Genomic DNA, 24,177 nt, shown 5'->3' with positions numbered 1-24,177 from the left:
CGGGGTCAGGGTCGTTCCGGATACCGGCACGCGTCCCGGGCCGCCACCATGGAGCCATGACGGAGCAGTACACGCAGGCGGCCGAGGCACCGCCGGGCCGGCGCCTGGCGCGCAGCCGCAAGCCGAAGGTGATCGCCGGTGTCTGCGAGGGGGCGGGGCGGTACTTCGACATCGACCCGGTGATCTTCCGGATCGTGCTCGGCGTACTGGCGCTCACCGGCGGCCTGGGGCTGGTGGCCTACGGCCTGGCGTGGCTGCTCGTCCCGATGGAGGGAGCCGGCGAGAACGCCGAGAGCGAGGCCCACCGGCTGCTGTCCGGGCGGGTGGAGGGCACCGCGCTGACGGCGGTGCTGGTCGCCCTGGTCGGCTGCGGGCTGTTCCTGTCGATGCTGGGCAGCGGCGGCAACCTGGCCTTCTCCCTGGGACTGCTCGCGGCCTTCGCGGGCGCCGTGTACTGGTCGGTGCAGAAGCGGCAGGCCACCGAGGCTCCCGCGCAGGCGGCCGCGCCGCCGCCGACCCAGCCGCCGCCGCAGCCCGCCACTGCGGCGTGGTGGAAGGAGACCGCGGTCGAGGACGCTCCCACTGCGCCGGGGGCCGGCGGCTATCTGTGGGGGCCGGACGACGGTCCCGCCGATGAGGAGCGCGACCGCCGCGAGTGGCGGGACCGTCGGCGTGCGGGACGGCGCGAGGGCGCCTGGCTGGGCGTGGTCGTGTTCTTCCTGGCCGCGGCCGCGGCCGCGACCGGCATGGCCGCGTCCTGGTCCTCCCAGCCGCTGGGCACGAGCCTGCAGACCGGCTTCGGGTCCGCGCTGGCCGTCTTCGGCCTGGGCTTCGTGGTCAGCGCCCGGTGGGGGCGGCTCGGCGGCGGCACGGTCTTCGCGGTGCTGCTCACCGCCGCGGTGCTGGTGGGCTCCACGGCGCTGCCGCGGTCGATCGTCACCGACTGGAAGCAGCGCACCTGGGCGCCCACCACCGTGGCCGCCGTGCAGGACTCGTACGAGCTGGGCACGGGCCGGGCGACGCTGGATCTGTCCGGGCTCCGGCCCGGCGGGCGCACCGTCTCGACGCGGGCTCAGGTCGGCGCGGGCCAGCTGGTGATCAGGATCCCGGAGGACGTCAGTCTGCGGATGCACGTCCAAATCGGCCTCGGGGACGTGCAGTTGCCCGGTGAGAGGGAGAAGGACGTCGACGTCCAGCCCAGGGTGAACCAGAAGGTGACGCTGGATCCGGCGGACGGGAAGAAGTCCCGGGGCACGCTGGAGCTGGACGTGGAGATGGGTGTGGGACAGGTGAGGGTGGTGCAGTTCTCGTGAGACGGCATGGATTCGAGCCCTCGGCGCTCTTCACCGGCCTGGTGCTGCTCGGCCTGGCCACCGCGTTCCTGCTCGACGCCGCCGGCGCGTGGAAGCTGACCGCGGCCACCGCGGTGCCCCTGACCTGTGCCGGTCTGGGGCTCGCGGCGCTCGGCGCGGTCACCTCACGTGTGGTCCGCGGACGGTCGACGGCCCGCCGCTCAGGCGAGGCCGCGCCGTCCCCGGCCCCGGCGTCCGGCGATCATCGCGTCGACGGACAGTAGCGGGGCGCCGGCGAGGACCAGCGGCAGCCAGGCCATCAGGTAGACGAGGTCGTTGCCGTAGTAGTACGGCTGGGTGGCCCAGCTGACGGTGAGCCACAGGCTCAGCGAGATCAGCGCGCCGCCGAGGGCGGCGATCCTGCTGAGCAGGCCGACCAGGGTGCCGATGCCGACGGCGATCTCACCGAAGGCAATGGCGTAGCCGAAGCCGTGCGGGTTCTTCAGGGCCAGGTCGATCATGCCCGGGATCGCGGCGCTGCCGCGCACCGCGTTCAGGGTGCCGACGAGCGAGCCCGGGGCGCTGTCGTTGAAGAAGATGTCGGACATCAGTTTGTCGAAGCCGGCGTAGACGAAGGTCACGCCGAGGAAGATGCGCAGCGGCAGCAGCGCATAGCGCCGTGCCGTGTCCCGCCACGGTCCCTGGCTGGGGAACCGCTCCGTGTCTCTCGTACCGCCCATGCCCGGTATGCCCGTCACGCTCATGACGTCCGCCCTCTCCCAACGCACGTGCCACCAGCCCCCTCCCGGAACCGATTCTCCAGGAGCGCCCCAGGAGATACGTAGGCGAACCGGCCGTCGTTCAATCAAAAATCCCTGAATTCTCGCGGGCTATCCGCTCATAGGTGGGCTGGTAGTTGATCCATGCGACCAGATCGTGTCCCAGTTGCTCACGCGTGGCGAGCGCGTCCTCGTGCGCGATCCACACCGGCTTGCCCGCCGCCTTCGCGCTGAGCTGCACCTGGCAGGACTTCTCCATCGTCATGAACCACCACGCCGCCGAGTCCACGGTCTCGCCGACCGTCAGCAGCCCGTGGTTGCGCAGGATCACCGCCTTGTGCTCCCCCAGTACCACCGCGACGCGCCGTGCCTGCGCCTCGTCCACCACGACCCCGGTGTACGCGTCGAACAGCGCGTGGTCCTCGTAGAAGGCGCACGCGTCCTGCGTGATCGGCTCCAGCCGCTCCCCCAGGGCGGCCAGCGCCCGGCCGTAGGTGGAATGGCTGTGCGCCACCGCGACCACGTCCGGGCGGGCGCTGTGCACATGGGCGTGGATGGTGAACGCCGCCTGGTTGACGTGGTGGCGCCCCTCGACGACGGCGCCGTACTGGTTGACCAGGATCAGCTCCGCCACGGTGAGATGCCGGAACGGCACCCCGAAGGGATTGACCCAGAAGTGGTCCGTCAGTTCCGGATCGCGCACGGTGATGTGCCCCGACACCCCGTCCTCGTACCCCAGCTCCCCGAACGCGCGCAGCGCCACCACCAGCCGCTCCTTGCGATGCCGGCGTTCCGCGGCGGGGTCCTCGAAGGTGGGCGGCAGTGCGAAATGGAGCTGATCGGGGGGTATGGGCTGCGGCGCGGTGTCGGTCATGGCGCGGAAGTTACCCCGAGGTACCGCAGATGAACAGGGGCGATACCAGGTTTCCCCGGTATCGCCCCAAGCCGGCCCCACTCAGGGGGCTACTCCCACTCGATGGTGCCCGGGGGCTTGCTGGTGACGTCCAGCACGACGCGGTTGACGTCCGCCACCTCGTTGGTGATCCGGGTGGAGATCCGGGCCAGCACCTCGTACGGCAGCCGCGACCAGTCCGCGGTCATGGCGTCCTCGCTGGAGACCGGGCGCAGGACGATGGGGTGGCCGTAGGTACGGCCGTCGCCCTGGACGCCGACGGAGCGGACGTCGGCGAGGAGGACGACCGGGCACTGCCAGATCTCGCGGTCGAGGCCGGCGGCGGTCAGTTCCTCACGGGCGATGGCGTCGGCCTCGCGCAGCAGGTCCAGGCGCTCCTTGGTGACCTCGCCGACGATGCGGATGCCCAGGCCCGGGCCCGGGAAGGGCTGGCGCTGGACGATCTCCTCGGGCAGGCCGAGTTCCTGGCCGACCATGCGGACCTCGTCCTTGAACAGCTTGCGCAGCGGTTCCACGAGCTGGAACTGCAGGTCCTCGGGGAGGCCGCCCACGTTGTGGTGGGACTTGATGTTGGCGGTGCCGGTGCCGCCGCCGGACTCCACGACGTCCGGGTAGAGGGTGCCCTGGACCAGGAACTCCACCGACTCCCCGTGGGCGCCGGCCTCGGCGACGATCTCGCTCGCGGCCTGCTCGAAGACCCGGATGAACTCCCGGCCGATGATCTTGCGCTTCTCCTCCGGGTCGGAGACCCCGGCGAGCGCCGTCAGGAAGCGCTCCTGCGCGTCGACGACCTTCAGCTGCACGCCGGTGGCGGCCACGAAGTCCTTCTCGACCTGCTCGGACTCACCCTTGCGCATCAGGCCGTGGTCCACGTACACACAGGTCAGCTTCTCGCCGATGGCCTTGTTGACCAGGGCCGCGGCGACCGCGGAGTCCACGCCGCCGGACAGGCCGCAGATCGCGCGCTTGTCACCGACCTGGGCGCGGATCGCGGCGACCTGCTCCTCGACCACGTTGTGCGTGGTCCAGTTCGGGGCGATGCCGGCGCCGCGGTAGAGGAAGTGCTCCAGCACCTGCTGGCCGTAGTCGGAGTGCAGGACCTCGGGGTGGTACTGGACGCCGTAGAGCTTCTTCTCGTCGTTCTCGAACGCGGCCACCGGCACCAGGTCGGTGGAGGCGGAGACGGTGAAGCCCTCCGGGGCGCCGGAGCAGGTGTCGCCGTGCGACATCCACACCGACTGCTCGGCCGGGGTGCCCTCGAAGAGCGTGGAGCCGGTCTTGCCGACGTGCAGCGGCGTACGGCCGTACTCACGGGCGCCGGTGTTGTCGACGGTGCCGCCGAGGGTGATCGCCATCAGCTGGAAGCCGTAGCACATGCCGAAGACCGGGACGCCCGCCTCGAAGAGCGCGCGGTCCAGCCGCGGGGCGTGCTCGGCGTAGACCGAGGAGGGACCGCCCGACAGGATGATCGCGGCGGGCCGCTTGGCCAGCATCTCCTCGACCGGCATCGTGCTCGGCACGATCTCGCTGTAGACCCTGGCCTCGCGGACGCGGCGGGCGATGAGCTGGGCGTACTGCGCCCCGAAGTCAACGACGAGGACGGTGTCGGGGGCGGCTGGGGTCGCTGATGCCACGGTGGGCCTTCCGGCGGTGTCGAACGTGGGGTCCTCACCGAGTCTACCGGGGCCCACGGCTTTACTTCCCCGCCCCGAGGGCTCACACTGTGCGACATGCTCAGCAGCACGCTTTTCGCGTTTACCTATGGCACCGGCTGGTCCGGCTGCCATGGTCGTGCTGTCTGATCGCGCACAGAGCGCGTACCGACTTCACCAGGCGCCCCGGGCCACACGGCCCGGGGCGCCTCGCGTTTCCCGTCCCGGGCGGTCCGGGGGCCCAGACCCCGAGGAGACACCCCATGAGCAGCACCACGGCAGCAGCGCAGAGCACCGCCACCGGCGGCGGCACGGGCGAGGACACCGGCACCGTCGACACCGCCGGCGTCATCGCGGACGCGCGCGGGCGGATCGACGACCTCGACGCGAGGATCATCGCGCTCGTGAGGGAACGGATGACGGTCTCGGCCGCCATCCAGCGCGCCCGCATCGAGTCCGGCGGCCGCCGGGTGCACCTCTCGCGCGAGATGGAGATCCTCCACCGCTACAGCGACCAGCTGGGCAAGCCCGGCACCGCCCTCGCCATGACCCTGCTCGAGCTGTGCCGCGGCCGGGTCTGAACCCCCCGCGGCCACGGCCCTGTGACCCGTTCGGGGGGCATCACCCGTACGGCACGTGACCGCCTCCGGATGCCTTCGTTGAATCCGGTGTCCGCGCCAGCCAGGCGCGGTCACCTTGGGCCAGGGAAGCAAGACGTCGAAACACCACGCGTGGACACCGCTCAGACGCAGCTGGGCGGGGTGCCACCGGAGCGATGAGACGCGCCCGCGCGAGTGGAAGCAATGCGGCCGCGTCGTGGGACCTCGCTCCGGTGATAGTGACCGGACGGCAGGGGACAGCAGCCCGGTCACGACTCAAAGTGGCGGTCGGTTCCGGGGACGCCCGGGACCGGCCGCTCTGCGAGGAACACACTACTCATTTCGCGGCACTTGGGCAGGTATCCGACCCACGATCGGGTGAGTCGGATCACACATCAAGGTTTCGGGAACCCGTACACCCCCGTGCCTGCCACACGGGTCTGACCGGCGCATCACCACCGCACCGGCTCCAAGGGCCCACCACCGTGAAGCTTCGCCGTACCCTCGCGGCCGCCGCAGCCTCGGCGGCCCTCGTTCCCGCAGACGTGGACGAATCCGAGCCGCGGACCGGTGGCAAGACCCCGGTGACCAAGCCGTCCGGCGACACGGAGATCGGCTCGCAGGCGGAGACCGGCACGTCCTCGTCCCTGCCGCTCATCGCGACCGTCGGCGGTGTCGCCATGGTCGTGGGCGCGGGCACGATCTTCACGGTCCGCCGACGCAGGAGCGGCGCCGCCGCCTGAGCGCGGTGACGTGCGAAACGGCCGAGGGGGCCGCATCCCGTACGGGTGCGGCCCCCTCGGCGTCCGGCGGTGATCAGGCCTTGGGCGGGACCGGCGGCACCGGGAGCAGCGGCAGCCGGAGCGCGCCGAAGGCGTCCGCGGGGACGGCGGGGCGCTTGGGCTCGACCGCGGCGACACGGCGGTAGGCCGCGCCCTGGGCCGGACGCGGGTCCGCCTCGCCCTTGTTGGGCCACAGGGACATGGCGCGTTCCGCCTGGGCGGTGATGGTCAGGGAGGGGTTGACCCCGAGGTTGGCGGAGACCGCGGCGCCGTCCACGACATGGATGCCCGGGTGCCCGAAGAGCCGGTGGTACGGGTCGATCACGCCGTGCTCGGCGTCCTCACCGATCGCGCAGCCGCCGAGGAAGTGGGCGGTGAGCGGGGTGCCCATCAGCTCGCCGACGTTGCTGCCAGCGAAGCCGTTGATCTCCTCGGCGAGCAGTCGCGCGGCCTCGGCGCCCTCGGGGATGAAGTCGGGGTTGGGCGCGCCGTGCCCCTGGCGGGCGGTGAGCAGGCCCTTCCCCAGGCCCTTGGGCTTGCGGTAGGTCGTCAGCGAGTTGTCCAGGGACTGCATGACCAGCCCGATGATGGTGCGTTCGGACCAGCGGCGATTGGACAGCGACCGCATGAGCAGCACCGGGTGGCGCGCGCAGTGCGCCAGGTAGGCGAGGCCGCGGGGCAGTCGGGTGCCGTGCGGGACCTGCAGGATGGACAGCCCGCCCATCGAGTTGGAGCCCTTGCCGTAGCGGACCGGCTCGATGTGGGTGTTGTCGTTCGGGTGGATCGAGGACGTGATGGCCACGCCCCGCGTGAAGTCCACCCGCTTCTCGCCCGTGCGCTTGCGGTAGCGGCGGCTGTCGGTCTGCGCGCCCACCAGGGCCTCGGAGTTGGTGCGGGTGAGCTCCCCGAGCCGCGCGGAGACACCGGGCAGCCGGCCCGCGTCACGCATGCGGTGCAGCAGCGTCTGGGTGCCGTAGGTGCCCGCGGCGACGACCACGTACTCGGCGCGCAGGACGCGCGGGGCGGCCTTGCGGCGGCGGTCGGTCGGGACGACGATTATGTCGTAGCCGCCCTCGGGGTTCTCCGCCAGGCCGGTGACCGTGGTCATCGGGTGGATCTCGGCGCCCGCCTTCTCGGCGAGGTACAGGTAGTTCTCGTTGAGGGTGTTCTTCGCGCCGTGGCGGCAGCCGGTCATGCACTCCCCGCACTCCGTGCACGCGCGCCGGGACGGGCCGACGCCGCCGAAGTACGGGTCGGGGACCTCGCCGCCGGGCGCGGCCTTGGCGTCGCCCGTGGCGTCCTGGCCGTCGCCGAAGAACACGCCGACCGGGGCCATGTGGAAGGAGTCGCCCACGCCCATCCGCTCGGCGGTCGCCTTCAGGTGGACGTCCGAGGGGGTCATGGTCGGGTTGAGCCGGACGCCGAGCATCCGCTTGGCCTGGTCGTAGTACGGGGCCAGCTCCTCCTGCCAGTCGGTGATGTGCCCCCACTGGCGGTCCTCGAAGAAGGCCTTCGGCGGGACGTAGAGGGTGTTGGCGTAGTTGAGCGAACCGCCGCCGACACCCGCGCCCGCCAGGATCATGACGTTGTCGAGCAGGTGGATGCGCTGGATCCCGTAAAGGCCGAGGGCGGGGGCCCAGAGGTAGTCCTTGATGTGCCAGGAGTTCTTCGGCAGCGACTCCCGGGTCCAGCGGCGGCCCGCCTCCAGGACGCCGACCCTGTACCCCTTCTCGGTCAGGCGCAGCGCCGAGACGGATCCGCCGAAGCCGGACCCGATCACGATCACGTCGTAGTCGTAGGACATCGGCTCACCCTCCATCAGCGGAGCCTCAGGGCCTTCATCACGCGAAGGCTGCGGCTCATGAAGGCCGCGTACTTCTCGTCGTCCATGCCCAGCGAGGGGGCCATCGGCAGCAGCCGCTGCGTCGCCACGGTCTGCGCCTCGGTGTACTTGAGGATGCCCTCGGAACCGTGCCGTCGGCCGAGCCCGGAGTCCTTCATGCCGCCCATGGGGGACTGCACGCTGCCGTAGGCCGAGGCGTAGCCCTCGTTGACGTTGACGGTGCCGCTGCGCAGGCGGGCCGCGACACGGGCGCCGCGGCGGGTGTCCTTCGTCCAGACGCTGGAATTGAGGCCGTACGGCGTCGCGTTGGCGCGCTCGATCGCCTCGTCCTCGTCGGTGAAGCGGTAGACGGACACCACCGGGCCGAAGGTCTCCTCCGCGCACACGGCCATGGGCGGCTCGACGCCGTCCAGGACGGTCGGCTCGAAGAAGTACGGGCCGACGTCGGGGCGGGCCCGGCCGCCGGTGAGGACGGTGGCGCCCTTGGCGACGGCCTCCTCCACGTGCCGGGTGACGGTCTCCAGCTGGCGCTCGCCGGCCAGCGAGCCCATCCCCGCGCCGTAGGCGAGGGCGGTGCCGAGCTTGAGGGCCTTGGTGCGGGCGGTGAAGCGCTCCAGGAAGGCCTCGGCCACCGACGCGTGCACGAAGAGCCGCTCGATGGAGATGCACAGCTGGCCCGCGGAGGAGAAGCAGGCGCGGACCGCGCCCTCGGCCGCCTTGTCGAGGTCGGCGTCCTCCAGGACGAGCAGGGCGTTCTTGCCGCCGAGTTCGAGGGAGACGCCGATCAGGCGGGCCGCGGCACGCGTCGCCACGTCCCGGCCGGTGCGGGTGGAGCCGGTGAACGACACGTAGTCGGCGTGCTCCACGACCGCGGGACCGACGACCGGGCCCTCGCCGATGACGATCTGCCAGACGTCGGCGGGCAGTCCGGCCTCGATCAGCTGCTCGCGGGCCCACAGGGCGGTCAGCGCGGTCTCGGTGTCCGGCTTCATCACGACGGCGTTGCCGGCGGCGAAGGCGGGCAGCGCGTCGCCGATGGAGAGCTCCAGCGGGTAGTTCCAGGGCGCGATCTGGCCGACGACACCGCGAGGGTGGCGCAGCTCGCTCACCTTGGTGAGGGTCGGGATGGCGCCGGTGTGCCGCTTGGGCCTCAGGTAGGACGGGGCCTTGACGCCGTAGTGCCGGGCGGCGACGGCGACCGCCTGCACCTCCTCGTGCGCGTGCAGCCGCGTCTTGCCGGTCTCCAGCTGGATCAGGTCCAGCACCTCCGCCTGACGGGCCAGCACCAGGTCGTGGAAACGGAGCAGCACCGCGGCGCGGCTGCGCACGGGCGTCGCCGCCCACGCCTTCTGCGCCTCCCGCGCCCTCTCGTAGGCCGCCGCCACGTCCTCCGGTGTCGACTCGGGCAGCTCCGCGAGCTTCTCGCCGGTCAGCGGCGTGTGGTTCACGGTACGGCCGCTGCCGCCGACGCCCCGCGTCAGCCGCGCGACGAGGTCCGGGGTCACCACGTCAGCGGCCGTCCTGGTGCCGGAGGGGGCGACCGGATTGCCGTTACCGGCAGTAGGAGAGTCCGTCATGGCGGGAGCGTACGACGGGGTGGCACCGCGTGCATACCCGTCAGTAGCCAGTTTTCGCGATGACGCCAGTAAAAGCTGGCAGAAACGCCCCGGCCGGGCCGCGGGCCGTGATCGAGCCCCCTACCCGGCGACGAACGTGCCGCGGGCCGTGTCGAAGTAGCTGCGGCCCTGTTCCGCCTGCTGGAGCGGTGAGGAGACCCACAGGTCGTACTGGCGGCCGTCCTCCTCCCAGCACAGGTCGAAGGTGCGGCGGGGTTCGCCGGGCGTGAAGCCGTCCCAGGTGAACTGCCAGAGCGCGGCCGGGCGCCCGTTCTGCGTGGTGGGGGTGACGAAGCCGTCCCGGTAGCCCCGGTACGCGGCCGGGCCCGATGCGTCCTGGGCCCGCATGACCGCCTCCGGGCCTTCGGGGTCGGGGCTCTGCGTACGGATGCCGACACGGAACTCCTTGCCGGCGGAGTAGTAGTAGATCCGCGGCGGTTCGAGGGAGCGCCGGAAGCCCCCGGGCAGGGCGAGCGAGAACCCGGCGGGGTCGTCGACCGTGCGGAACCCGGCGGGAAGCACCGAGATGCTCGGGGTCGGGGTGGGCGTCGCAGTGGTCGGCGTCGGGGTGGGGGTCGGCCGCCCGCCGGTCGCCGCCGTGGAACGGCCCGTGCCGCCGCCCGCCGGGGATCCCCCCTGCGGCAGCAGGGACGCCGCGGCGACACCGGCTCCCGCCAGGACCGCGACGGCCAGCGCCGCGACCAGCGGCGCACGCCGGCGCCGCGCCCGCGGGGGCGGTACGTCCCGCGCCTCCGCGTCCGGCACGGGCAAGGGCGCCGTGGCGGGCGGCACACCGGTGTCCGCGTACGCCCCCAGCAGCGCCTCGGTCTCCTCAGCCGCCAGCCGCCGCTCGGGCTCGCGCCGCAACAGGGCCTCGACCACCGGCAGCAGCGGCCCGGCCCGATCCGGCGGCCTGATCTCGTCGAAGACGACGGCGTGCAGCACCTCGCCCAGGGAGTCGCGGCGGAACGGCGACCGGCCGAGGACGGCCGCGCACAGCAGGACGCCCACCGACCACAGATCGGAGGCGGGCCCGGCGGGCTGCCCCGACATGCGCTCGGGGGCGGTGTACTCGGGCGAGCCCACGAAGTCCCCGGCCCGGGTCAGCGTGGTCGTGCCGGCCACCCGCGCGATGCCGAAGTCGGTGAGCACGACCCGTCCCGTACCGCGCTCGACGAGGACGTTCCCCGGCTTGATGTCGCGGTGCAGCACCCCGCGCGCGTGCGCGGCCCGCAGCGCGCCGGTCACGGCGGCGCCGACCCGGGCCGCCTCGCGCGGGGACAACGGGCCGTCCTGGGCGAGGACGTCGGCGAGCGAACGCCCGTCGATCAGTTCCATGACGATCCACGGCCGGCCCTCCTCCTCGACCACGTCGAAGAGGACGATCACATTCGGGTGGCGGATCTGCGCGACCGTACGGGCCTCCCGCAGGGCGCGCGCCTCCTCGCCCTCGGCGTGCAGTTCCTTGACCGCCACCTGACGGCCCAGCAGTTCGTCCTCGGCCCGCCACACCGTGCCCATGCCGCCACGCCCGAGCCGCCCCGTGATCCGGTAACGACCCGCGACCAGCCGCCCCCCGTCGCCCGTCATGCGCCCATGATGCCGCACCGTCAATTCCCGGAGCCGTCTGCCCGCCAGGTCTGCAGGGCGACCTGGAACCGGGCGGATGCGGCCGCCCAGTCGCCGGCCGGCGCCCCCATGTAGAGGGCGTACTCGGTGCCGTCACCGGTGACGTACGCCTGGTCGACGGCGCGGCGCGGGCCCGGGTGCTCCTTGGAGTCGGTCCAGGTGAACTCCCACAGGGCGCCGTCACCGCCGCGGAAGCTGTTCTGGTGCAGCCGCACCCGGGTGTAGTCCGGCAGCGCGCGGACGCTCTTCTCCAGTTCCAGCAGGTGCATGTACGGATTGAGCTCCCGTGCCGCGCGGCCCACGCCGATGCGCAGCCGGTGCGCGCCGTTGTCGGGCGTGTAGTCGATCTGGTCGCCGTCGAGTTGCCGCTTCCAGCCGCGCGGCACGGCGAGGCTGAACCCCGCGGGGTCCTGGACGCGCACGTAGCCGGCCGGGACCCCGTCGGCTCCGCCGCCACGGTGGTTCACGACCGCCAGCACGATTCCGGCGCCCGCGAGCAGCGCCCCCGTGACCGCGGCCGCCACCACGGCGGCGGTCCGCCGCCCGCCGGGCCGGCGCCGCCGCGGGCCTCCCGCCGCGATGGCGGTGAGCGTGGCCGTCAGCTGCCCGGCCGGCGGCCGGGCGGCCGGGTCCTTCGCGAGCAGCGCCGCGATCACCGGACGCAGCGGGCCCGCGGCGCGGGACTCGGGCAGCTGCTCGTACACCACGGCCTGCAGCGTGCCGATCGGCGAGGTGCGGCGGAACGGCGAGCGGCCCTCGACCGCCGCGTAGAGCGTGGCGCCCAGCGACCACAGGTCGGACTCGGGGCCCGGACGGCCGCCGCGGGCCCGTTCGGGCGCCAGGTAGTCGACGGAGCCGACGAGTTCGCCGGTCCGGGTGATCGCGGCGTCGCCCTCGACGACGGCGATGCCGAAGTCGGTGAGCAGGACCCGGCCGTCACGGGCGAGCAGGACGTTGGCGGGCTTCACGTCCCGGTGGAGCACGCCCGCCGTGTGCGCCGCGCGCAGCGCCCCGAGCACGGCGGCGCCGACGGCTGCCGCCTGCCGGGGGGCGAGCGGGCCGTCCTGCTTCACGGCCTCGTCCAGGGAGCGTCCGTCGACCAGTTCCATGACGATCCAGGGACGGCCGTCCTGCTCCACGACGTCGTGGACGGTCACGACATTGGGATGGTTGATCCGGGCGGCCGCGCGGGCCTCCTGCTTCATGCGTTCCTGGAGCACGGCGCGGTCGTCCTCGGCCAGGTGGCCGCCGAGGGTCAGCTCCTTGACGGCGACGGTCCGCCGCAGCACGACGTCCTGGGCCTCCCAGACCCGGCCCATGCCGCCGCGGCCGATGACGTCGCCGAGCCGGTACCTTCCGGCCAGGACGCTTCCGCTCCCGCTCACTCCCCTGCCCCCACGGCCTCTCCGACGCTCGCCGGGTCCCCGCGGTTCCGGTCCGGCGCCGCCCTCAGGTGCGGTAGGACTCCGCCGCCTTCTCGAAGTACCGCTTGACGTCCGCGCGACGGTTGTCCGGGCCGACGACCAGGACGACGTGGTACCTCCCGTCGCGGATCATCACCAGGTTGCGCGCGAAGAGCTGCTGCCCGGAGCCGTCGCTCCAGCTGAACTCCCCTTCCGCGGCCGTGATCCCGCCCATGTCGAGCCGGCGCAGTCCGGAGGCCGAGGACCAGCCGGAGGCGCGGAACCCCGCCAGCTCCGGCTCGTCGTTCTGGTAGACGATCGGGTCGCTGCCCTTGTCGGCGACGGAGTCGCGGCCGGGCACGACGATCAGCCGGTAGTCGCCGCCGGTGTAGCGGACCTGCCCGTCGGCGTTCTTGCCCGCGCGTGCCCAGCCGCTGGGGACGGCGAGGCTGAAGCCCTCCGGGTCGGTGCGCAGCCGGAAGTCGCCGCCGAGGCCGGTGGTGGCGGTGTTGTCGGCCGGGGTGGACCGCGCGGGCGGCGGGGCGCTCGTGACCGGCGCCGAGCTCCGCGGCGCCTTGTTGCCGGGCGGCTTCGTCGTCTGCGGCCGCTCGTCGCCGCCGGGCACCCGCGCGGGCAGGGTCCGCGTGGCGCCCGCGGCGCCCTCGTCGTCCGTGGCCCCGCCGCGCGGCATGAAGAGCACGGCGTACAGCACCGCGGCGGCCAGCAGGAGCAGCACCAGCCCGACCAGGGCGACCCCGAGGCTGCGGGGCCCGCGCGCGGGCCGCTGCCTCCGCTCCTTGGCGCGCTTGTGCCGCCCGTGCGCGGGATGGGCCGGCACGGGGTCGGCGGCGGCCTTGCGGCGGCGTACGAGCTCGCCCCGGCGCCGTACGACCGGCAGCTTGTGCGGATCGTCCGCGGGCACGGGCACGGTGCTCAGCCCGAGGTCCGGCTCCGGAGCGGACCGGACGAGCGAGCGCAGCCAGCCGCGCAGCTCCTCGACGTCCGGCCGCTCCTCGGGGTCCTGGCGGAGCAGGGACTCCACGACGGGCCGCAGCGGGCCGCACTCCTCGGCGTACGCGGGCGGCTCGGCTATGACCAGCTGAACCAGTTCCGCCGTGCTCTCCTCGGGGAACGGCGGATGGCCCTGGACGCTGCGGAAGAGCAGCGAGCCCAGCGCCCACAGGTCGGCGGCGGGGCCGACGGGCGGGGCGAGCTGCCAGTTCTCGTGCACCTCGGTGGCCTGCTCGGGGGCCCACCGCTCGGTGACCGGGCCGACCACGGTGAGCCGGGCCTGCCGGGCGCGCTCCAGCTCCAGCGCGGAGTGCGGGCCGTCCCAGCCGGCGCCGGGTGCCTCGCCGCCTCCGGCCATGGCGGGCACCGGTACGGGGTTGTACCCGCACAGCGCCTCCTGGGCGGCGCCCACGGCCAGGCCCGAGAGCATCGCCCGGCCGTCGTCGCAGACCAGCACGGTCCGGCCGGTGACATTGCGGTGGACCCAGCCGTGCGCGTGCAGCACGCGCAGCGCGGTCAGCACATCGGAGGCGACCTCGGCGGCGCGGTAGGGGCTGAGCCGCTTGTCGGCGAGGATCGCGGCCAGCGGACGGGCGGCGACCAGCTCGCTCACTATCCACACGCTGCCGTCCTCGACGAAGATGTCGAAGACCTGCACCAGGCGGGGATGGTCGGGTATCGCGGCCGCGGCCCGCGCGGCCTCCAGGGCCCGGTGGGCGGTGTCCCCGCCGTCGCCGGGGTGCGGCTCGGGGTCGGGGCCCACGACCTCGGGCAGCAGGACCTGGCGTATCAGCACCTCCTGGCTGCTGAGCGTGTCCCAGGCCCGGGTCTCCACCAGTTCGAACTCGTCGGCGGGCGGCCGCGGCAGGCGGTAGCGGTCGGCCAGTATCCGTCCCGCGTAGTCGTCCACGACGCCTCCCCAAAGCGTCAGATCCGATCCGTTCTGGATGCGGACAGTCCGCAATGATTCACAATACGTGCCCGAGCGGTGTCACTTGGCCGGTTTGAAGGTCTTGAACAGGTTCGCCAGCATCGCCTGGGTCTTCGGGCTGTCCCAGTCCGCGGCGGGCGCCGTGAAGAGGATCGCGTAGCCGTGGTGGGCGTCCACCACGAAGCCGCGGTTGAGGGCGCGCATCTTGGTGCCGCCGGAGGTGAAGGTGAACTGCCAGTCGGCGGTGGTGCGGTAGCCGCGGTAGTCGACGGACTTGATGAACAGCCGGTCGTAGTGGGGGTAGAACGTCCGCGTGCTGGGTTCCTGCTTGCGCCACGCCTCGGCGGCGTCCGTGCCGGGGCTGCTCGTCCAGTCGATCTGCACGCGCGGGCTGCTCCCCGCATTGAAGATCATTCCGCTGCCGTAGCCGTTGCCCTTGCTGTTGGAGGCCCAGCCGGCGGGCAGCGCTATCGAGAAGTCGCCCGCCGACGAGGTGTACGTCTTCCAGCCGGCCGGGACCGCGGCGGCGCCGTCCTTCCCGCTGCCGGAACCGTCGGACGACCCGGAGGAGGAAGAGCCCGAGCCCTTGCCCGAGTTGTCCTCGCCCTTGCCCTGGCCACCGCCCTTGCCGGAGTTGTCCTCGTTGCCCTCGCCCTTGCCGTCCTGGACGCCGTCGTCACCGGACTTGGGGCTCGCCGAGGCCCCCGGCGTGCCGGACTGCCCCGAACCCGGGCTGTCGTCGCCCTGGGCGACCCAGAATCCGATTCCCGTGCCGAGCAGCGCGATCGCCACCGCGACCGCCACGAAGAGCAGTCCGCGGCGGCGCCGCTCGTCCAGGGAGGCCAGGAGCGGGCGCCGGACGGCGGCCGGACCGGGGACCGGTACCGGCGCGACGGGCGCCGACGCGGTCGCCGGGGTGGGCGTGGGCTCCGGCTTGGTCTTCGCGGCCCGCAGCGCCGCCTGGTCGGCGGCGGCCGCGCGGGTGGCGGGGGGCGCGTCGGTCGGGGTGGGCTGCGGGTCGGAGTGCGGCAGCGGCATCGTCCGCGTGGCCTCCGCGACGGGGACGTCCGGGGCGTGGGCGACACCGGCGAGCAGCGGTCGCACGCCCTCGTCGTCGAGCCGCAGCTCCGGGTCCTTGTTGAGCAGCCCCTGGATCGCGTCGGCCAGCGGCCCCGCGCTCCTGGGCGTCCTCAGCGGCTCGGTCATGACCGCGGTGAGCGTGGCGATGGCCGAGCCCTTGTCGTACGGCGGCCGGCCCTCGACCGAGGCGTACAGCAGGGCGCCCAGCGACCACAGGTCGGCCGGCGGGCCCGGCTTCTGGCCGCGCGCCCGCTCCGGCGAGATGTAGGAGGGCGCGCCCACGAGCATGCCGGTGGAGGTGACGGACGGGTCGCCGTCGATCTGGGCGATGCCGAAGTCACTGAGCACGACCCGGCCGTCGTCGGCGATCAGCACGTTGGACGGCTTGACGTCGCGGTGGAGGATCCCCTCCTTGTGGGCGGCCCTGAGGACGTCCAGGACGGTCAGCCCGACCTCGGCGGCACGTTTCGGCGTGAGCGGACCGTCCTCGCGGATCGCGTCCGACAGCGAGCGGCCCTCGACCAGTTCCATGACGATCCAGGGCCGGTCGTCCTCCTCGACGACGTCGAAGACGGTCACCGCACCGGTGTTGCGGATCCGGGCGGTCGCCTTGGCCTCGCGCAGGGTGCGGGTGACCAGGCGGCGCTTCTCGTCCTCGTCGATGTTGTGCGGGAAGCGCAGCTCCTTCACGGCGACCGTGCGGCCCAGGGTCTCGTCGACGGCCCGCCAGACCGTGCCCATGCCGCCCTTGCCGAGGACGTCGCCGAGGCGGTAGCGGTCGGCGATGAGACGCTGGTCGGTGTCGTGCGCCTGGCCCATGAATTCCCTCTGCAGTCGCTGAAGATGAAGCTCCCTCATCGCCAGCTTGCGGCGACCGCGGGATGGAGACCTCCATCATCCCTGAATCCGGGCCGTGGTCCCACCCCGGCCCGGCCGTGTGCTAGTCGTGGACGACGAGTCCGTCCACCACGTTGGTGAAGACCGGCCGGAACTCGTCCCATTGGTCCTTGGGGGCCGAGAGGTAGACGGCGAACTCCCGTCCGCCGGGCTCCCCGAAGCCGAGGTCGATGGCCCGGAAGTCGCGGGCCTTGCCCTGGAAGGCGAACTCCCACACGGCGGCTGGGCGTTCACGCCACCGCGTGCTCTGCATGCGCAGCAGCTCGTAGCCCGCCACCTGGGGGATGGTCTGCTGCTCCTCCTGCTGGAAGTGCTCCAGCGGGGTGGTCGCCGCGTAGTCCAGCGTGCCGATCCGCAGACCGGCCAGCCCGGTCGGGTCGACGTAGACGACCTGGTCGCCCTTGACCTGGCGCGTCCAGCCGTCGGGCACGGGGAGGGAGAAACCGCGGTCCGACTCCTCCGCCAGGTGGTAGCCGGCCGGTACGGGCGACGGGCCGGGGGCGGACGGGGAGGGCGAGGGGGAGGGCTGCGACGACGTCGCGGAGTGACTCGGCCGCGAGCCACCGTCCCCGGCGTCCGCCGCTGTGCCGAAGTGCCGGGAGGCGTAGAACCCGCCCCCGGCCAGGGCGGCGGCCACGACCAGGGCGAGGGCCCACAAGCCGGCACGGCGGCCGCGCCCGCGCGCGGGCGCCGGGGGCGCCGCGGGCACCGCGGGCGCCGCCGGCGGGACCTCGGCGGCGGGGGTTGCCTGGGGCCGCACGACGGTGGTCGGCGCGGTGTGCGACAGGGTGAGGCTCTCCCGAGGCACACTCGCCGTCTCGCTCTCGGCGGCCGGGGCCCGCAGCATCCGCTCGGCCTCCTCGGCCGACAGCCGGCGCTCCGGCTCCCGCACCAGCAGCCCGGCGATCACCGGCGCCAGCGGCCCGGCACGGCCCGCCACCGGCACCTCGTCGGTGGCGATGGCGTACGCCGTCTCGATCGCCGTGTCCCGGCGGAACGGCGAACGCCCCTCCACCGCCTGGAACAACGTCGCCCCCAGCGCCCACAGATCCGCCTCGGGACCGGGCGTCCCACCGGTCAGCCGCTCGGGAGCCAGGAAGTCGATCGAACCGATCAGTTCACCGGTACGGGTCAAAGTCGAGGTGCCCGAGGCCTGGGCGATCCCGAAATCCGTCAGCACGATCCGGCCGGTCTGCGACAGCAGCACATTGCCGGGCTTGACGTCCCGGTGCAGCACCCCCGCCGAATGCGCCGCCCGCAGCGCGGCGATCATCCCCCGGCCGATCCGGGCGGCCTCCACCGGCGACACCGGGCCCCGCTCCTTCAGCAGGTCGCCCAGCGTGGTGGCCGGCACGTACTCCATGACGATGGTCGGCAGGCCCTCGTCGTCGACGACATCGTGGACCACCACCACATTGGGGTGACTGATCCGCGCCGCGCTGCGGGCCTCCCGCCGGGTGCGCTCGAAGAGCGTCTCCAGCTCGTCGTCCTGCAGGTGCGCCTGCGGCGGGTGCAGCTTCTTCACCGCCACCGGCCGGCCCAGCAGCTCGTCCTCGGCCCGCCACACGGTGCCCATGCCACCGCGGCCTATTCGCTCCACGAGCCGGTACCGCCCGGCCACCAGGCGTCCGAGGTCGGACATCGCGCGCCCCTTCCTGCGATTACGAGAAGGAACGATATCCGGCCGCGCCACGGTCCCCGCGAGGGCCGTGGCCCACACCTCACTCCAAGTGCGGTCGCGCGCTACAGCGGGACGATGTCCGGGGCACCCAGCCGGGCGGCGTCCGCGGTCTGGTCGTCGGGCTGGCGCTGCGACTCCCGCTCGGCCTCGACCCGCTTCTCGTAGTGCTCGACCTCCTTCTCCACCTGCTCCTTGTCCCAGCCCAGGACGGGTGCCATCAGCTCGGCGGCCTCACGGGCGCTGAGCGTGCCGCGGTCGAAGGTCTCGATGGAGATGCGGGTCCGCCGGGTGAGGACGTCGTCCAGGTGCCGCGCGCCCTCGTGCGAGGCGGCGTAGACGACCTCGGCGCGCAGGTAGTCGTCGGCCCCGCCCAGCGGGCGGCCCAGCGACGCGTCGTCCGCGATCAGCTGCAGCAGCTCCTCGGCGAGTGAGCCGTAGCGGTTGAGCAGGTGCTCGATCCGCGCCACGTGCAGGCCGGTGCGCGCGGCGATCCGGGCCCGGGCGTTCCACAGGGCGTGGTAGCCCTCCGCGCCTGCCAGCGGGATCTCCTCCGTGACGCATTCGGCGACCCGGTGCGCCAGGCCGTGCACGGCCGCGTCCACCGCGTCCTTGGCCATCACCCGGTACGTCGTGTACTTGCCGCCCGCGACCACCACCAGGCCCGGCACCGGGTGCGCCACGGTGTGCTCGCGCGACAGCTGGCTGGTGGCCTCCGACTCCCCCGCCAGCAGCGGACGCAGGCCCGCGTACACGCCCTCGACGTCGTCCCGGGTGAGCGGCACCGCGAGCACGGAGTTGACGTGCTGCAGCAGGTAGTCGATGTCGGCACTGGACGCGGCCGGGTGCGCCTTGTCCAGGGACCAGTCCGTGTCCGTCGTGCCGATGATCCAGTGGCGGCCCCACGGGATCACGAAGAGCACGCTCTTCTCGGTCCGCAGGATCAGCCCGGACGAGGAGTGGACCCGGTCCTTCGGCACGACCAGGTGGATCCCCTTGGACGCCCGCACGTGGAACTGCCCGCGCTCGCCGATCAGCGCCTGCGTGTCGTCCGTCCACACCCCGGTGGCGTTCACCACCTGCCTGGCGCGCACCTCGTACACCCCGCCGGCCTCCACGTCCTCGACGCGGGCGCCGACCACGCGCTCGCCCTCACGCAGGAAGCCGATCACGCGGGCCCGGTTGGCGGCCAGCGCGCCGTACGCGGTGGCCGTCCTGACCAGGGTCATCGTGTAGCGGGCGTCGTCCATCTGCGCGTCGTAGTACTGCAGCGCCCCGACCAGGGTGTCCTTCTTCAGGCACGGCGCCACGCGCAGCGCGCTCTTGCGGCTGAGGTGGCGGTGGTGCGGCAGACCGCGGCCGTGCCCCGACGACACGGCCATCGTGTCGTACAGCGTCACGCCGGCCCCCGCGTAGAAGCGCTCCCAGCCGCGGTGCTGCAGGGGGTACAGGAACGGCACCGGCTTGACCAGGTGCGGAGCCAGCCGCCGGAGCAGCAGTCCGCGCTCCTTGAGGGCCTCCCGGACGAGGGCGAAGTCCAGCATCTCCAGGTACCGCAGGCCGCCGTGGATCAGCTTGCTCGACCGGCTCGACGTCCCGGACGCCCAGTCCCGGGCCTCCACGATGCCGGTCGTCAGCCCGCGCGTCGCGGCGTCCAGCGCCGTCCCGGCGCCGACGACGCCGCCGCCCACCACGAGTACGTCGAGTTCCTGCTCCGCCATCCGGGCGAGCGCGGCGGCACGCTCCGCCGGTCCCAGTGTCGCCGTCAGCATCCTGGCCTCCCGTAGAGACTCGGGGTCGCGCCTCAGCGCATTCCCCGTCCCCACGATCGTTACCCGTGTCCCGCCCCCCGGCTACTCCGGGCTGCGCCGGGCCTGCGTGGCGCGTGTGCGGCGCCGTTGTGGTTGCGGTGGGGGTGTCCGGCGCGGTCAGTTGCCGCGTGCGCTGCGTTCGTGTGGGGTCCCCACCCCCACCGCAACCACAGACGACCCGCACACAGGCGCACGCACCCGCAACGCTTCCCGGGAGGGAAAGGCTGAGGGAGTCGGGGGCATCCCGGACCGCGTGGCGTGCAGTCATATCAGCTACCTGTCTGGTTAGCCTGATTTCGCGCCATTTGGGTACCAGGACGCCGCCCGTCGCAGGAAAGGACCCCCATGCCCGCAGACCTCGCAGTCATCGGACTCGGCCACGCCGGGCTGCCGCTCGCGCAGGCGGCCAGCGCCGCAGGGATCGGGGTGATCGGGTACGACCCGGACGAGCGGGTCGTGGAGGCGATCAACACCGGCGGGCGGCTGCCGTCCGGGGCGCTGGCGGCCGCGGACGTACGGCGGATGCTCGCGGGCGGCTTCCGGGCGACCGCGGATCCGGCCGTGCTGGGCCGGGTGCGGACGGCCGTGCTGTGCGCGCCGACCCCGCTCGGGGAGGACCGGGAACCGGATCTGACGGCCCTGACGGAGGCCGGCCGCGCGCTGGCCGCGCATCTGCGGGCGCACACCACGGTCGTCCTGGAGTCGCCGGTGTACCCGGGGACGACGGAGGAGTTCCTGCGCCCGTTGCTGGAGGAGGGGTCCGGGCTGCGGGCGGGCCACGGCTTCCACCTGGCGTACGCCCCCGCCCGGCGGGCCGGTGCACCCAAGGTGATCGGGGGGCTCACCCCCGCCTGCACGGAGGCGGCGGCCACCTTCTACGGCCGTTTCACCGAGCGGATCGTCCGGGCCCGGGGTGTGCGCGAGGCGGAGACCGTGCAGTTGCTGGAGACCAACTACCGGCACGTCAACATCGCACTGGCCAACGAGATGGCGGTGTTCTGCCACGACATCGGCGTGGACGTCTGGGACGTCATCCGCTGTGCCGAGACCCGTCCCTACGGCTTCCATGCCTTCCGCCCGGGCCCCGGCGTCGGCGGCCACACGATGCCGCTGGACCCCGGGCATCCGCCGTACCAGGGCCGGGTCAGGGGCCATCCGCTGCGCCTGGTCGAGTACGCGCAGGAGGTCAACGCGCGCATGCCCCGCTATGTGGTGCAGCGTGCCGCGGCCCTGCTCAACGAGCACGGCAAGTCGCTGCGCGGGGCCCGGGTCCTGCTGCTGGGCGTGACGTACAAGCCGGACCTGCCCGACCAGGAGCGCTCACCGGCCCGCGAGATCGGGGCCCGCCTTGTCGAGCTGGGGGCGCAGCTGAGTTACCACGACCCGTACGCCCCGGAGTGGCGTGTCCTGGACCGTCCGGTGCCCCGCGCCGACTCCCTGTGGGAGGCGGCGGCGCACGCCGACCTCACCGTGCTGCTCCAGCACCACCGCAGGTACGACCTGCAGAGCCTGGCCGCGAAGGCGCAGCTGATGCTGGACACCCGCGGAGCCACTCCGGTCGGGGCGGCCGCGCGGCTGTGAGCCCCGCGGGAGGGCTGCCGCGGGACGTGTCAGGCGAGGTGGGTGGGTGCCGAGACGCGGACCGCCCGCTCCGGCAGATGCACCCCGCAGTCGACGCGTACGCCTGCCGGGACCTCGTTGTGCGGCCCCACGTGCGCATGGTCGCCGACCACCACGTCGACGAGGCTGGTGCACTCGCCGACCGTGGCGTCCCGGCCCACCACGGACCGGTGGACCAGCGCTCCCCGGCTGATGCGCGCCCCGGGCAGGACGACGCTGCCGTCGACGACGGCCCCCGCCTCCACCACGGCGCCCTCGCAGATCGCGGAGCCTCCGGTCAGCACGGCCAGGGGATCGACCCGCGCCCCCGGCAGGACCAGGGCCTCCCCCGTCGGGCCGGGCAGCGCGGGTGAGGAGACGTGGCCGCGCACCAGGTCGGCGGAACCGGTGACGAAGGCGGACGGCGTGCCGAGGTCCAGCCAGTACGTCTCGTCGACGACACCGCGCAGATGCGCGCCCGAAGCCAGCAGGCCCGGGAACGTCTCGCGCTCGACGGAGACGACCCGGCCCTCGGGGATGCCGTCGATGACGGAGCGGGTGAAGACGTAGCAGCCCGCGTTGATCTGGTCGGTGACGATCTCCTCGGGCCGCTCGGGCTTCTCCAGGAACGTCGTGACCCTGCCCTGCGCGTCGGTGGGGACCAGTCCGTACGCCCGCGGATCGGCGACCCTGGTCAGGTGCAGGGTGACGTCGGCGCCGGAGGCGCGGTGGCCGTCCCGCAGGTCCCGGATGTCGAGGCCGCTGAGGATGTCGCCGTTGAAGACCAGGACCGGTTCGCCGGGACCGCAGGTGAGATGCCGCGCGGCGTTGCGGATCGCGCCACCCGTGCCGAGCGGTTCGGTCTCGGTGACGTAGACCAGCTCCAGGCCCAGACCGGCTCCGTCGCCGTACTCCCGCTCGAAGAGCTCCGCCAGGTAGGAGGTGGCGAAGACGATCCGGGTCACCCCGGCCGCCGCGGCGCGCGCCAACTGGTGGGTCAGCAGCGGCACACCCGCGACCAGCAGCAGGGGCTTGGGGGTGAAGGTGCACAGCGGGTGCAGCCGGGTGCCCTTGCCGCCGACGAGGAGGATGGCTTCGCTCATGGTGTCTCTGTCTTCCCGTGTCGTGCCGTGGGGCCGTCAGTGCGCCGGCGGGACGGCGTGGGATCCGAGGTCGGTCATGTCTTCTCCCCAGGGGATGTTCAGGAAGGGGCCGGGAGGTGCGACGGGCGGGGCCGGGAAGGCCGCCCCGCCGCGTGCGACGGGCGAGGTGCGCTCCGGCGGGGAGGCGGCGGCGGTCTTGAAGACCCACGTCCGGTAGGACCAGAAGCGGAAGAGGGTCGCGATGCCGATGCCGACGAACTTGAACACGTTGTTGGCGAGCGTGCCGTCCCAGCCGAATCCGTACGTGGCCGTGTAGAGCACCGAGTTCTCGATGACCAGACCGACCGCGCTGAAGAAGAGGAAGAGCCCGAGCTCCCGCTTCTTGCCGATCTGGTCCTCCTGGCCGCGGTCACGGTACGCGAAGTACCGCAGGCCGAGGTAGTTGCTCATGATCGCGACGACCGTGGCCAGGACGCTCGCCCGCACCGTCTGCCAGTGGGCCCCGTTCCTGACCAGGTTGAAGACCACGAGATTGACCACGAATCCCGAGAGCCCCACCAGGCCGAACTTCGCGATCTCGCGGTAGAGGTGGCCCAACCGCGTGGGAAGCGCGTGCCGTCCGCTCATGGTGAAGTCATGCCCCCTGTTCGTGACTCTTGGCCGTCCACGTCGTCCGTCGGTTGTGCCGCTACCGGGGCGGCACAACCGACGGATGCCGGATCAGCCCCGACGGTTGCGCAGCCGCAGTCGCAGCGGCACCAGGGCCGACTCGATCTGCGTCGCGAGGTTCATCTTGGAGACGCCTTCGGTGCGCTCCTCGAAGCGGATCGGGATCTCCACGCCGCTGTGGCCGGCCCGCGCCGCCAGGAACTTCAGTTCCACCTGGAAGCTGTAGCCGGCGCTGTCCAGGCTCCGCAGGTTCACGTCGCGTAGCGTCTGGGCCCGCCAGAGGTTGAAGCCGGCGGTGATGTCACGGATCTTCGTGTCGAGGATGGTCCGTGCGTAGCGGTTGGCGAAGCGCGACAGCAACTGCCGGTGCTTCCCCCAGTCCGCGTCCAGGGAGCCGCCGTCCACGTACCGGCTGCCCACGACGAACCCGGCACCGGTGGACATCGCCGTGCCCAGCATCTGGGGGATCACGTCGGCCGGGTGGCTGCCGTCGGCGTCCATCTGGACCACGAACTCCGCGCCCTCGTCGAGCGCGGCCAGCATGCCCTCGGTGTACGCCCTGCCCAGGCCGTCCTTGGTGGTCCGGTGGAGTACACTCATCCGCGATAGGCGGCCGAAGTCGTTGTACTTCTCGGCGAGTTGCTCGGCGAGCTCGCCCGTTCCGTCGGGACTCGAATCGTCCACGATCTTCAGGTGCAGGCCGGGCAGCGGAAGCCGCATCACGATGTCGGCCATCCGCGGCAGATTCGCCGCCTCGTTGTACGTCGGCATGACGACCGTGACCGGTAGGTCCCCCCATGTGACGGGGAGAGAGTCCGGGAACGGGTGGTTCATGACATCTCCTTGGTCGCCGCGCCGGCGGAGGCTGGGCCGGACGGCTCAGCGCGCGA

General features: G+C 72.8%; 19 protein-coding genes. 5 read left to right on the top strand and 14 right to left on the bottom strand.

Annotation, left to right across the window (positions count from 1 at the left end; genetic code table 11):
- Window positions 1–56 precede the first annotated feature (56 nt).
- Entirely contained in the window at window positions 57–1,313 is a 1,257-nt protein-coding gene (locus ACWDAS_RS09520; protein WP_450388289.1) for a PspC domain-containing protein, read from the top strand.
- A complete protein-coding gene (locus ACWDAS_RS09515) occupies window positions 1,310–1,576 on the top strand; it encodes a hypothetical protein (protein WP_450388288.1) in 267 nt (88 codons plus the stop codon). The genes ACWDAS_RS09520 and ACWDAS_RS09515 overlap by 4 nt, the downstream gene beginning before the upstream one ends.
- Here ACWDAS_RS09515 and ACWDAS_RS09510 read toward each other — a convergent pair.
- The 3 genes from ACWDAS_RS09510 to guaA form a co-directional block, all read right to left on the bottom strand.
- Window positions 1,514–2,032, bottom strand: coding sequence for a DoxX family protein (locus ACWDAS_RS09510; protein WP_450388510.1), 519 nt, complete (start codon window positions 2,030–2,032; stop codon window positions 1,514–1,516). The two genes, ACWDAS_RS09515 and ACWDAS_RS09510, sit on opposite strands and share 63 nt — an antisense overlap.
- A gap of 121 nt (window positions 2,033–2,153) precedes the next feature.
- Complete coding sequence (locus tag ACWDAS_RS09505; protein WP_450388287.1) at window positions 2,154–2,945, bottom strand: class II aldolase/adducin family protein; 792 nt, start codon at window positions 2,943–2,945, stop codon at window positions 2,154–2,156.
- An 89-nt stretch (window positions 2,946–3,034) separates the two neighbouring features.
- Window positions 3,035–4,618, bottom strand: a complete 1,584-nt coding sequence (gene guaA / locus ACWDAS_RS09500; RefSeq protein WP_450388286.1) for a glutamine-hydrolyzing GMP synthase — start codon at window positions 4,616–4,618, stop codon at window positions 3,035–3,037.
- A gap of 281 nt (window positions 4,619–4,899) precedes the next feature.
- On the opposite strand from guaA, the gene ACWDAS_RS09495 reads away from it, so the two are divergent.
- A complete protein-coding gene (locus ACWDAS_RS09495) occupies window positions 4,900–5,217 on the top strand; it encodes a chorismate mutase (RefSeq protein ID WP_450388285.1) in 318 nt (105 codons plus the stop codon).
- A 503-nt stretch (window positions 5,218–5,720) separates the two neighbouring features.
- Window positions 5,721–5,978: an LAETG motif-containing sortase-dependent surface protein gene (locus tag ACWDAS_RS09490; protein WP_450388284.1), complete on the top strand. Its 258-nt coding sequence runs from the start codon at window positions 5,721–5,723 to the stop codon at window positions 5,976–5,978.
- Between the two features lie 73 nt (window positions 5,979–6,051).
- Here ACWDAS_RS09490 and ACWDAS_RS09485 read toward each other — a convergent pair whose 3' ends face one another.
- The 8 genes from ACWDAS_RS09485 to ACWDAS_RS09450 all read right to left on the bottom strand — a co-directional run bounded on the left by ACWDAS_RS09485 (window position 6,052) and on the right by ACWDAS_RS09450 (window position 19,877).
- Window positions 6,052–7,836 (bottom strand): GMC oxidoreductase, encoded by a 1,785-nt coding sequence (locus tag ACWDAS_RS09485; RefSeq protein ID WP_450388283.1) that lies wholly within the window; start codon window positions 7,834–7,836, stop codon window positions 6,052–6,054.
- Window positions 7,836–9,437, bottom strand: coding sequence for a succinic semialdehyde dehydrogenase (locus tag ACWDAS_RS09480; RefSeq protein WP_450388282.1), 1,602 nt, complete (start codon window positions 9,435–9,437; stop codon window positions 7,836–7,838). Before ACWDAS_RS09480 ends, ACWDAS_RS09485 begins: the two co-directional genes overlap by 1 nt.
- Window positions 9,438–9,557: 120 nt before the next feature.
- A complete protein-coding gene (locus ACWDAS_RS09475) occupies window positions 9,558–11,066 on the bottom strand; it encodes a serine/threonine-protein kinase (protein WP_450388281.1) in 1,509 nt (502 codons plus the stop codon).
- Window positions 11,067–11,086: 20 nt separating this feature from the next.
- Complete coding sequence (locus tag ACWDAS_RS09470) at window positions 11,087–12,490, bottom strand: serine/threonine-protein kinase (protein WP_450388280.1); 1,404 nt, start codon at window positions 12,488–12,490, stop codon at window positions 11,087–11,089.
- 64 nt (window positions 12,491–12,554) lie between these two features.
- Window positions 12,555–14,429, bottom strand: coding sequence for a serine/threonine protein kinase (locus ACWDAS_RS09465; RefSeq protein WP_450388279.1), 1,875 nt, complete (start codon window positions 14,427–14,429; stop codon window positions 12,555–12,557).
- 81 nt (window positions 14,430–14,510) lie between these two features.
- Complete coding sequence (locus ACWDAS_RS09460) at window positions 14,511–16,349, bottom strand: serine/threonine-protein kinase (RefSeq protein WP_450388278.1); 1,839 nt, start codon at window positions 16,347–16,349, stop codon at window positions 14,511–14,513.
- A 121-nt stretch (window positions 16,350–16,470) separates the two neighbouring features.
- Window positions 16,471–18,069, bottom strand: a complete 1,599-nt coding sequence (locus ACWDAS_RS09455) for a serine/threonine-protein kinase (RefSeq protein ID WP_450388277.1) — start codon at window positions 18,067–18,069, stop codon at window positions 16,471–16,473.
- Between the two features lie 101 nt (window positions 18,070–18,170).
- Window positions 18,171–19,877 carry a glycerol-3-phosphate dehydrogenase/oxidase gene (locus ACWDAS_RS09450; RefSeq protein WP_450388276.1) on the bottom strand — a complete coding sequence of 569 codons (1,707 nt, stop codon included), beginning with the start codon at window positions 19,875–19,877 and terminating at the stop codon, window positions 18,171–18,173.
- A gap of 384 nt (window positions 19,878–20,261) precedes the next feature.
- Here ACWDAS_RS09450 and ACWDAS_RS09445 point away from each other — a divergent pair, with 384 nt between their 5' ends.
- Window positions 20,262–21,497 (top strand): nucleotide sugar dehydrogenase, encoded by a 1,236-nt coding sequence (locus ACWDAS_RS09445; protein WP_450388275.1) that lies wholly within the window; start codon window positions 20,262–20,264, stop codon window positions 21,495–21,497.
- A gap of 29 nt (window positions 21,498–21,526) precedes the next feature.
- Here ACWDAS_RS09445 and ACWDAS_RS09440 read toward each other — a convergent pair whose 3' ends face one another.
- The 3 genes from ACWDAS_RS09440 to ACWDAS_RS09430 form a co-directional block, all read right to left on the bottom strand.
- Complete coding sequence (locus tag ACWDAS_RS09440; protein WP_450388274.1) at window positions 21,527–22,618, bottom strand: sugar phosphate nucleotidyltransferase; 1,092 nt, start codon at window positions 22,616–22,618, stop codon at window positions 21,527–21,529.
- A gap of 36 nt (window positions 22,619–22,654) precedes the next feature.
- Window positions 22,655–23,245, bottom strand: coding sequence for a GtrA family protein (locus ACWDAS_RS09435; RefSeq protein ID WP_450388273.1), 591 nt, complete (start codon window positions 23,243–23,245; stop codon window positions 22,655–22,657).
- Between the two features lie 93 nt (window positions 23,246–23,338).
- Complete coding sequence (locus ACWDAS_RS09430) at window positions 23,339–24,121, bottom strand: polyprenol monophosphomannose synthase (RefSeq protein WP_450388272.1); 783 nt, start codon at window positions 24,119–24,121, stop codon at window positions 23,339–23,341.
- Window positions 24,122–24,177: the final 56 nt, after the last annotated feature.

This window comes from Streptomyces sp. NPDC001070 (genome assembly GCF_053598835.1).
Note: the sequence above shows the minus strand (reverse complement) of the source record. Positions and strands in the feature narration are given on the sequence as shown.

Coding starts and splice junctions, on each gene's coding strand:
- ACWDAS_RS09520 (WP_450388289.1), top strand. CDS start 57: ATGACGGAGCAGTACACGCAGGCGGCCGAGGCACCGCCGGGCCGGCGC.
- ACWDAS_RS09510 (WP_450388510.1), bottom strand. CDS start 2,032: ATGGGCGGTACGAGAGACACGGAGCGGTTCCCCAGCCAGGGACCGTGG.
- ACWDAS_RS09505 (WP_450388287.1), bottom strand. CDS start 2,945: ATGACCGACACCGCGCCGCAGCCCATACCCCCCGATCAGCTCCATTTC.
- ACWDAS_RS09495 (WP_450388285.1), top strand. CDS start 4,900: ATGAGCAGCACCACGGCAGCAGCGCAGAGCACCGCCACCGGCGGCGGC.
- ACWDAS_RS09485 (WP_450388283.1), bottom strand. CDS start 7,836: ATGGAGGGTGAGCCGATGTCCTACGACTACGACGTGATCGTGATCGGG.
- ACWDAS_RS09480 (WP_450388282.1), bottom strand. CDS start 9,437: ATGACGGACTCTCCTACTGCCGGTAACGGCAATCCGGTCGCCCCCTCC.
- ACWDAS_RS09475 (WP_450388281.1), bottom strand. CDS start 11,066: ATGACGGGCGACGGGGGGCGGCTGGTCGCGGGTCGTTACCGGATCACG.
- ACWDAS_RS09460 (WP_450388278.1), bottom strand. CDS start 16,349: ATGGGCCAGGCGCACGACACCGACCAGCGTCTCATCGCCGACCGCTAC.
- ACWDAS_RS09455 (WP_450388277.1), bottom strand. CDS start 18,069: ATGTCCGACCTCGGACGCCTGGTGGCCGGGCGGTACCGGCTCGTGGAG.
- ACWDAS_RS09450 (WP_450388276.1), bottom strand. CDS start 19,877: ATGCTGACGGCGACACTGGGACCGGCGGAGCGTGCCGCCGCGCTCGCC.
- ACWDAS_RS09445 (WP_450388275.1), top strand. CDS start 20,262: ATGCCCGCAGACCTCGCAGTCATCGGACTCGGCCACGCCGGGCTGCCG.
- ACWDAS_RS09440 (WP_450388274.1), bottom strand. CDS start 22,618: ATGAGCGAAGCCATCCTCCTCGTCGGCGGCAAGGGCACCCGGCTGCAC.
- ACWDAS_RS09435 (WP_450388273.1), bottom strand. CDS start 23,245: ATGAGCGGACGGCACGCGCTTCCCACGCGGTTGGGCCACCTCTACCGC.
- ACWDAS_RS09430 (WP_450388272.1), bottom strand. CDS start 24,121: ATGAACCACCCGTTCCCGGACTCTCTCCCCGTCACATGGGGGGACCTA.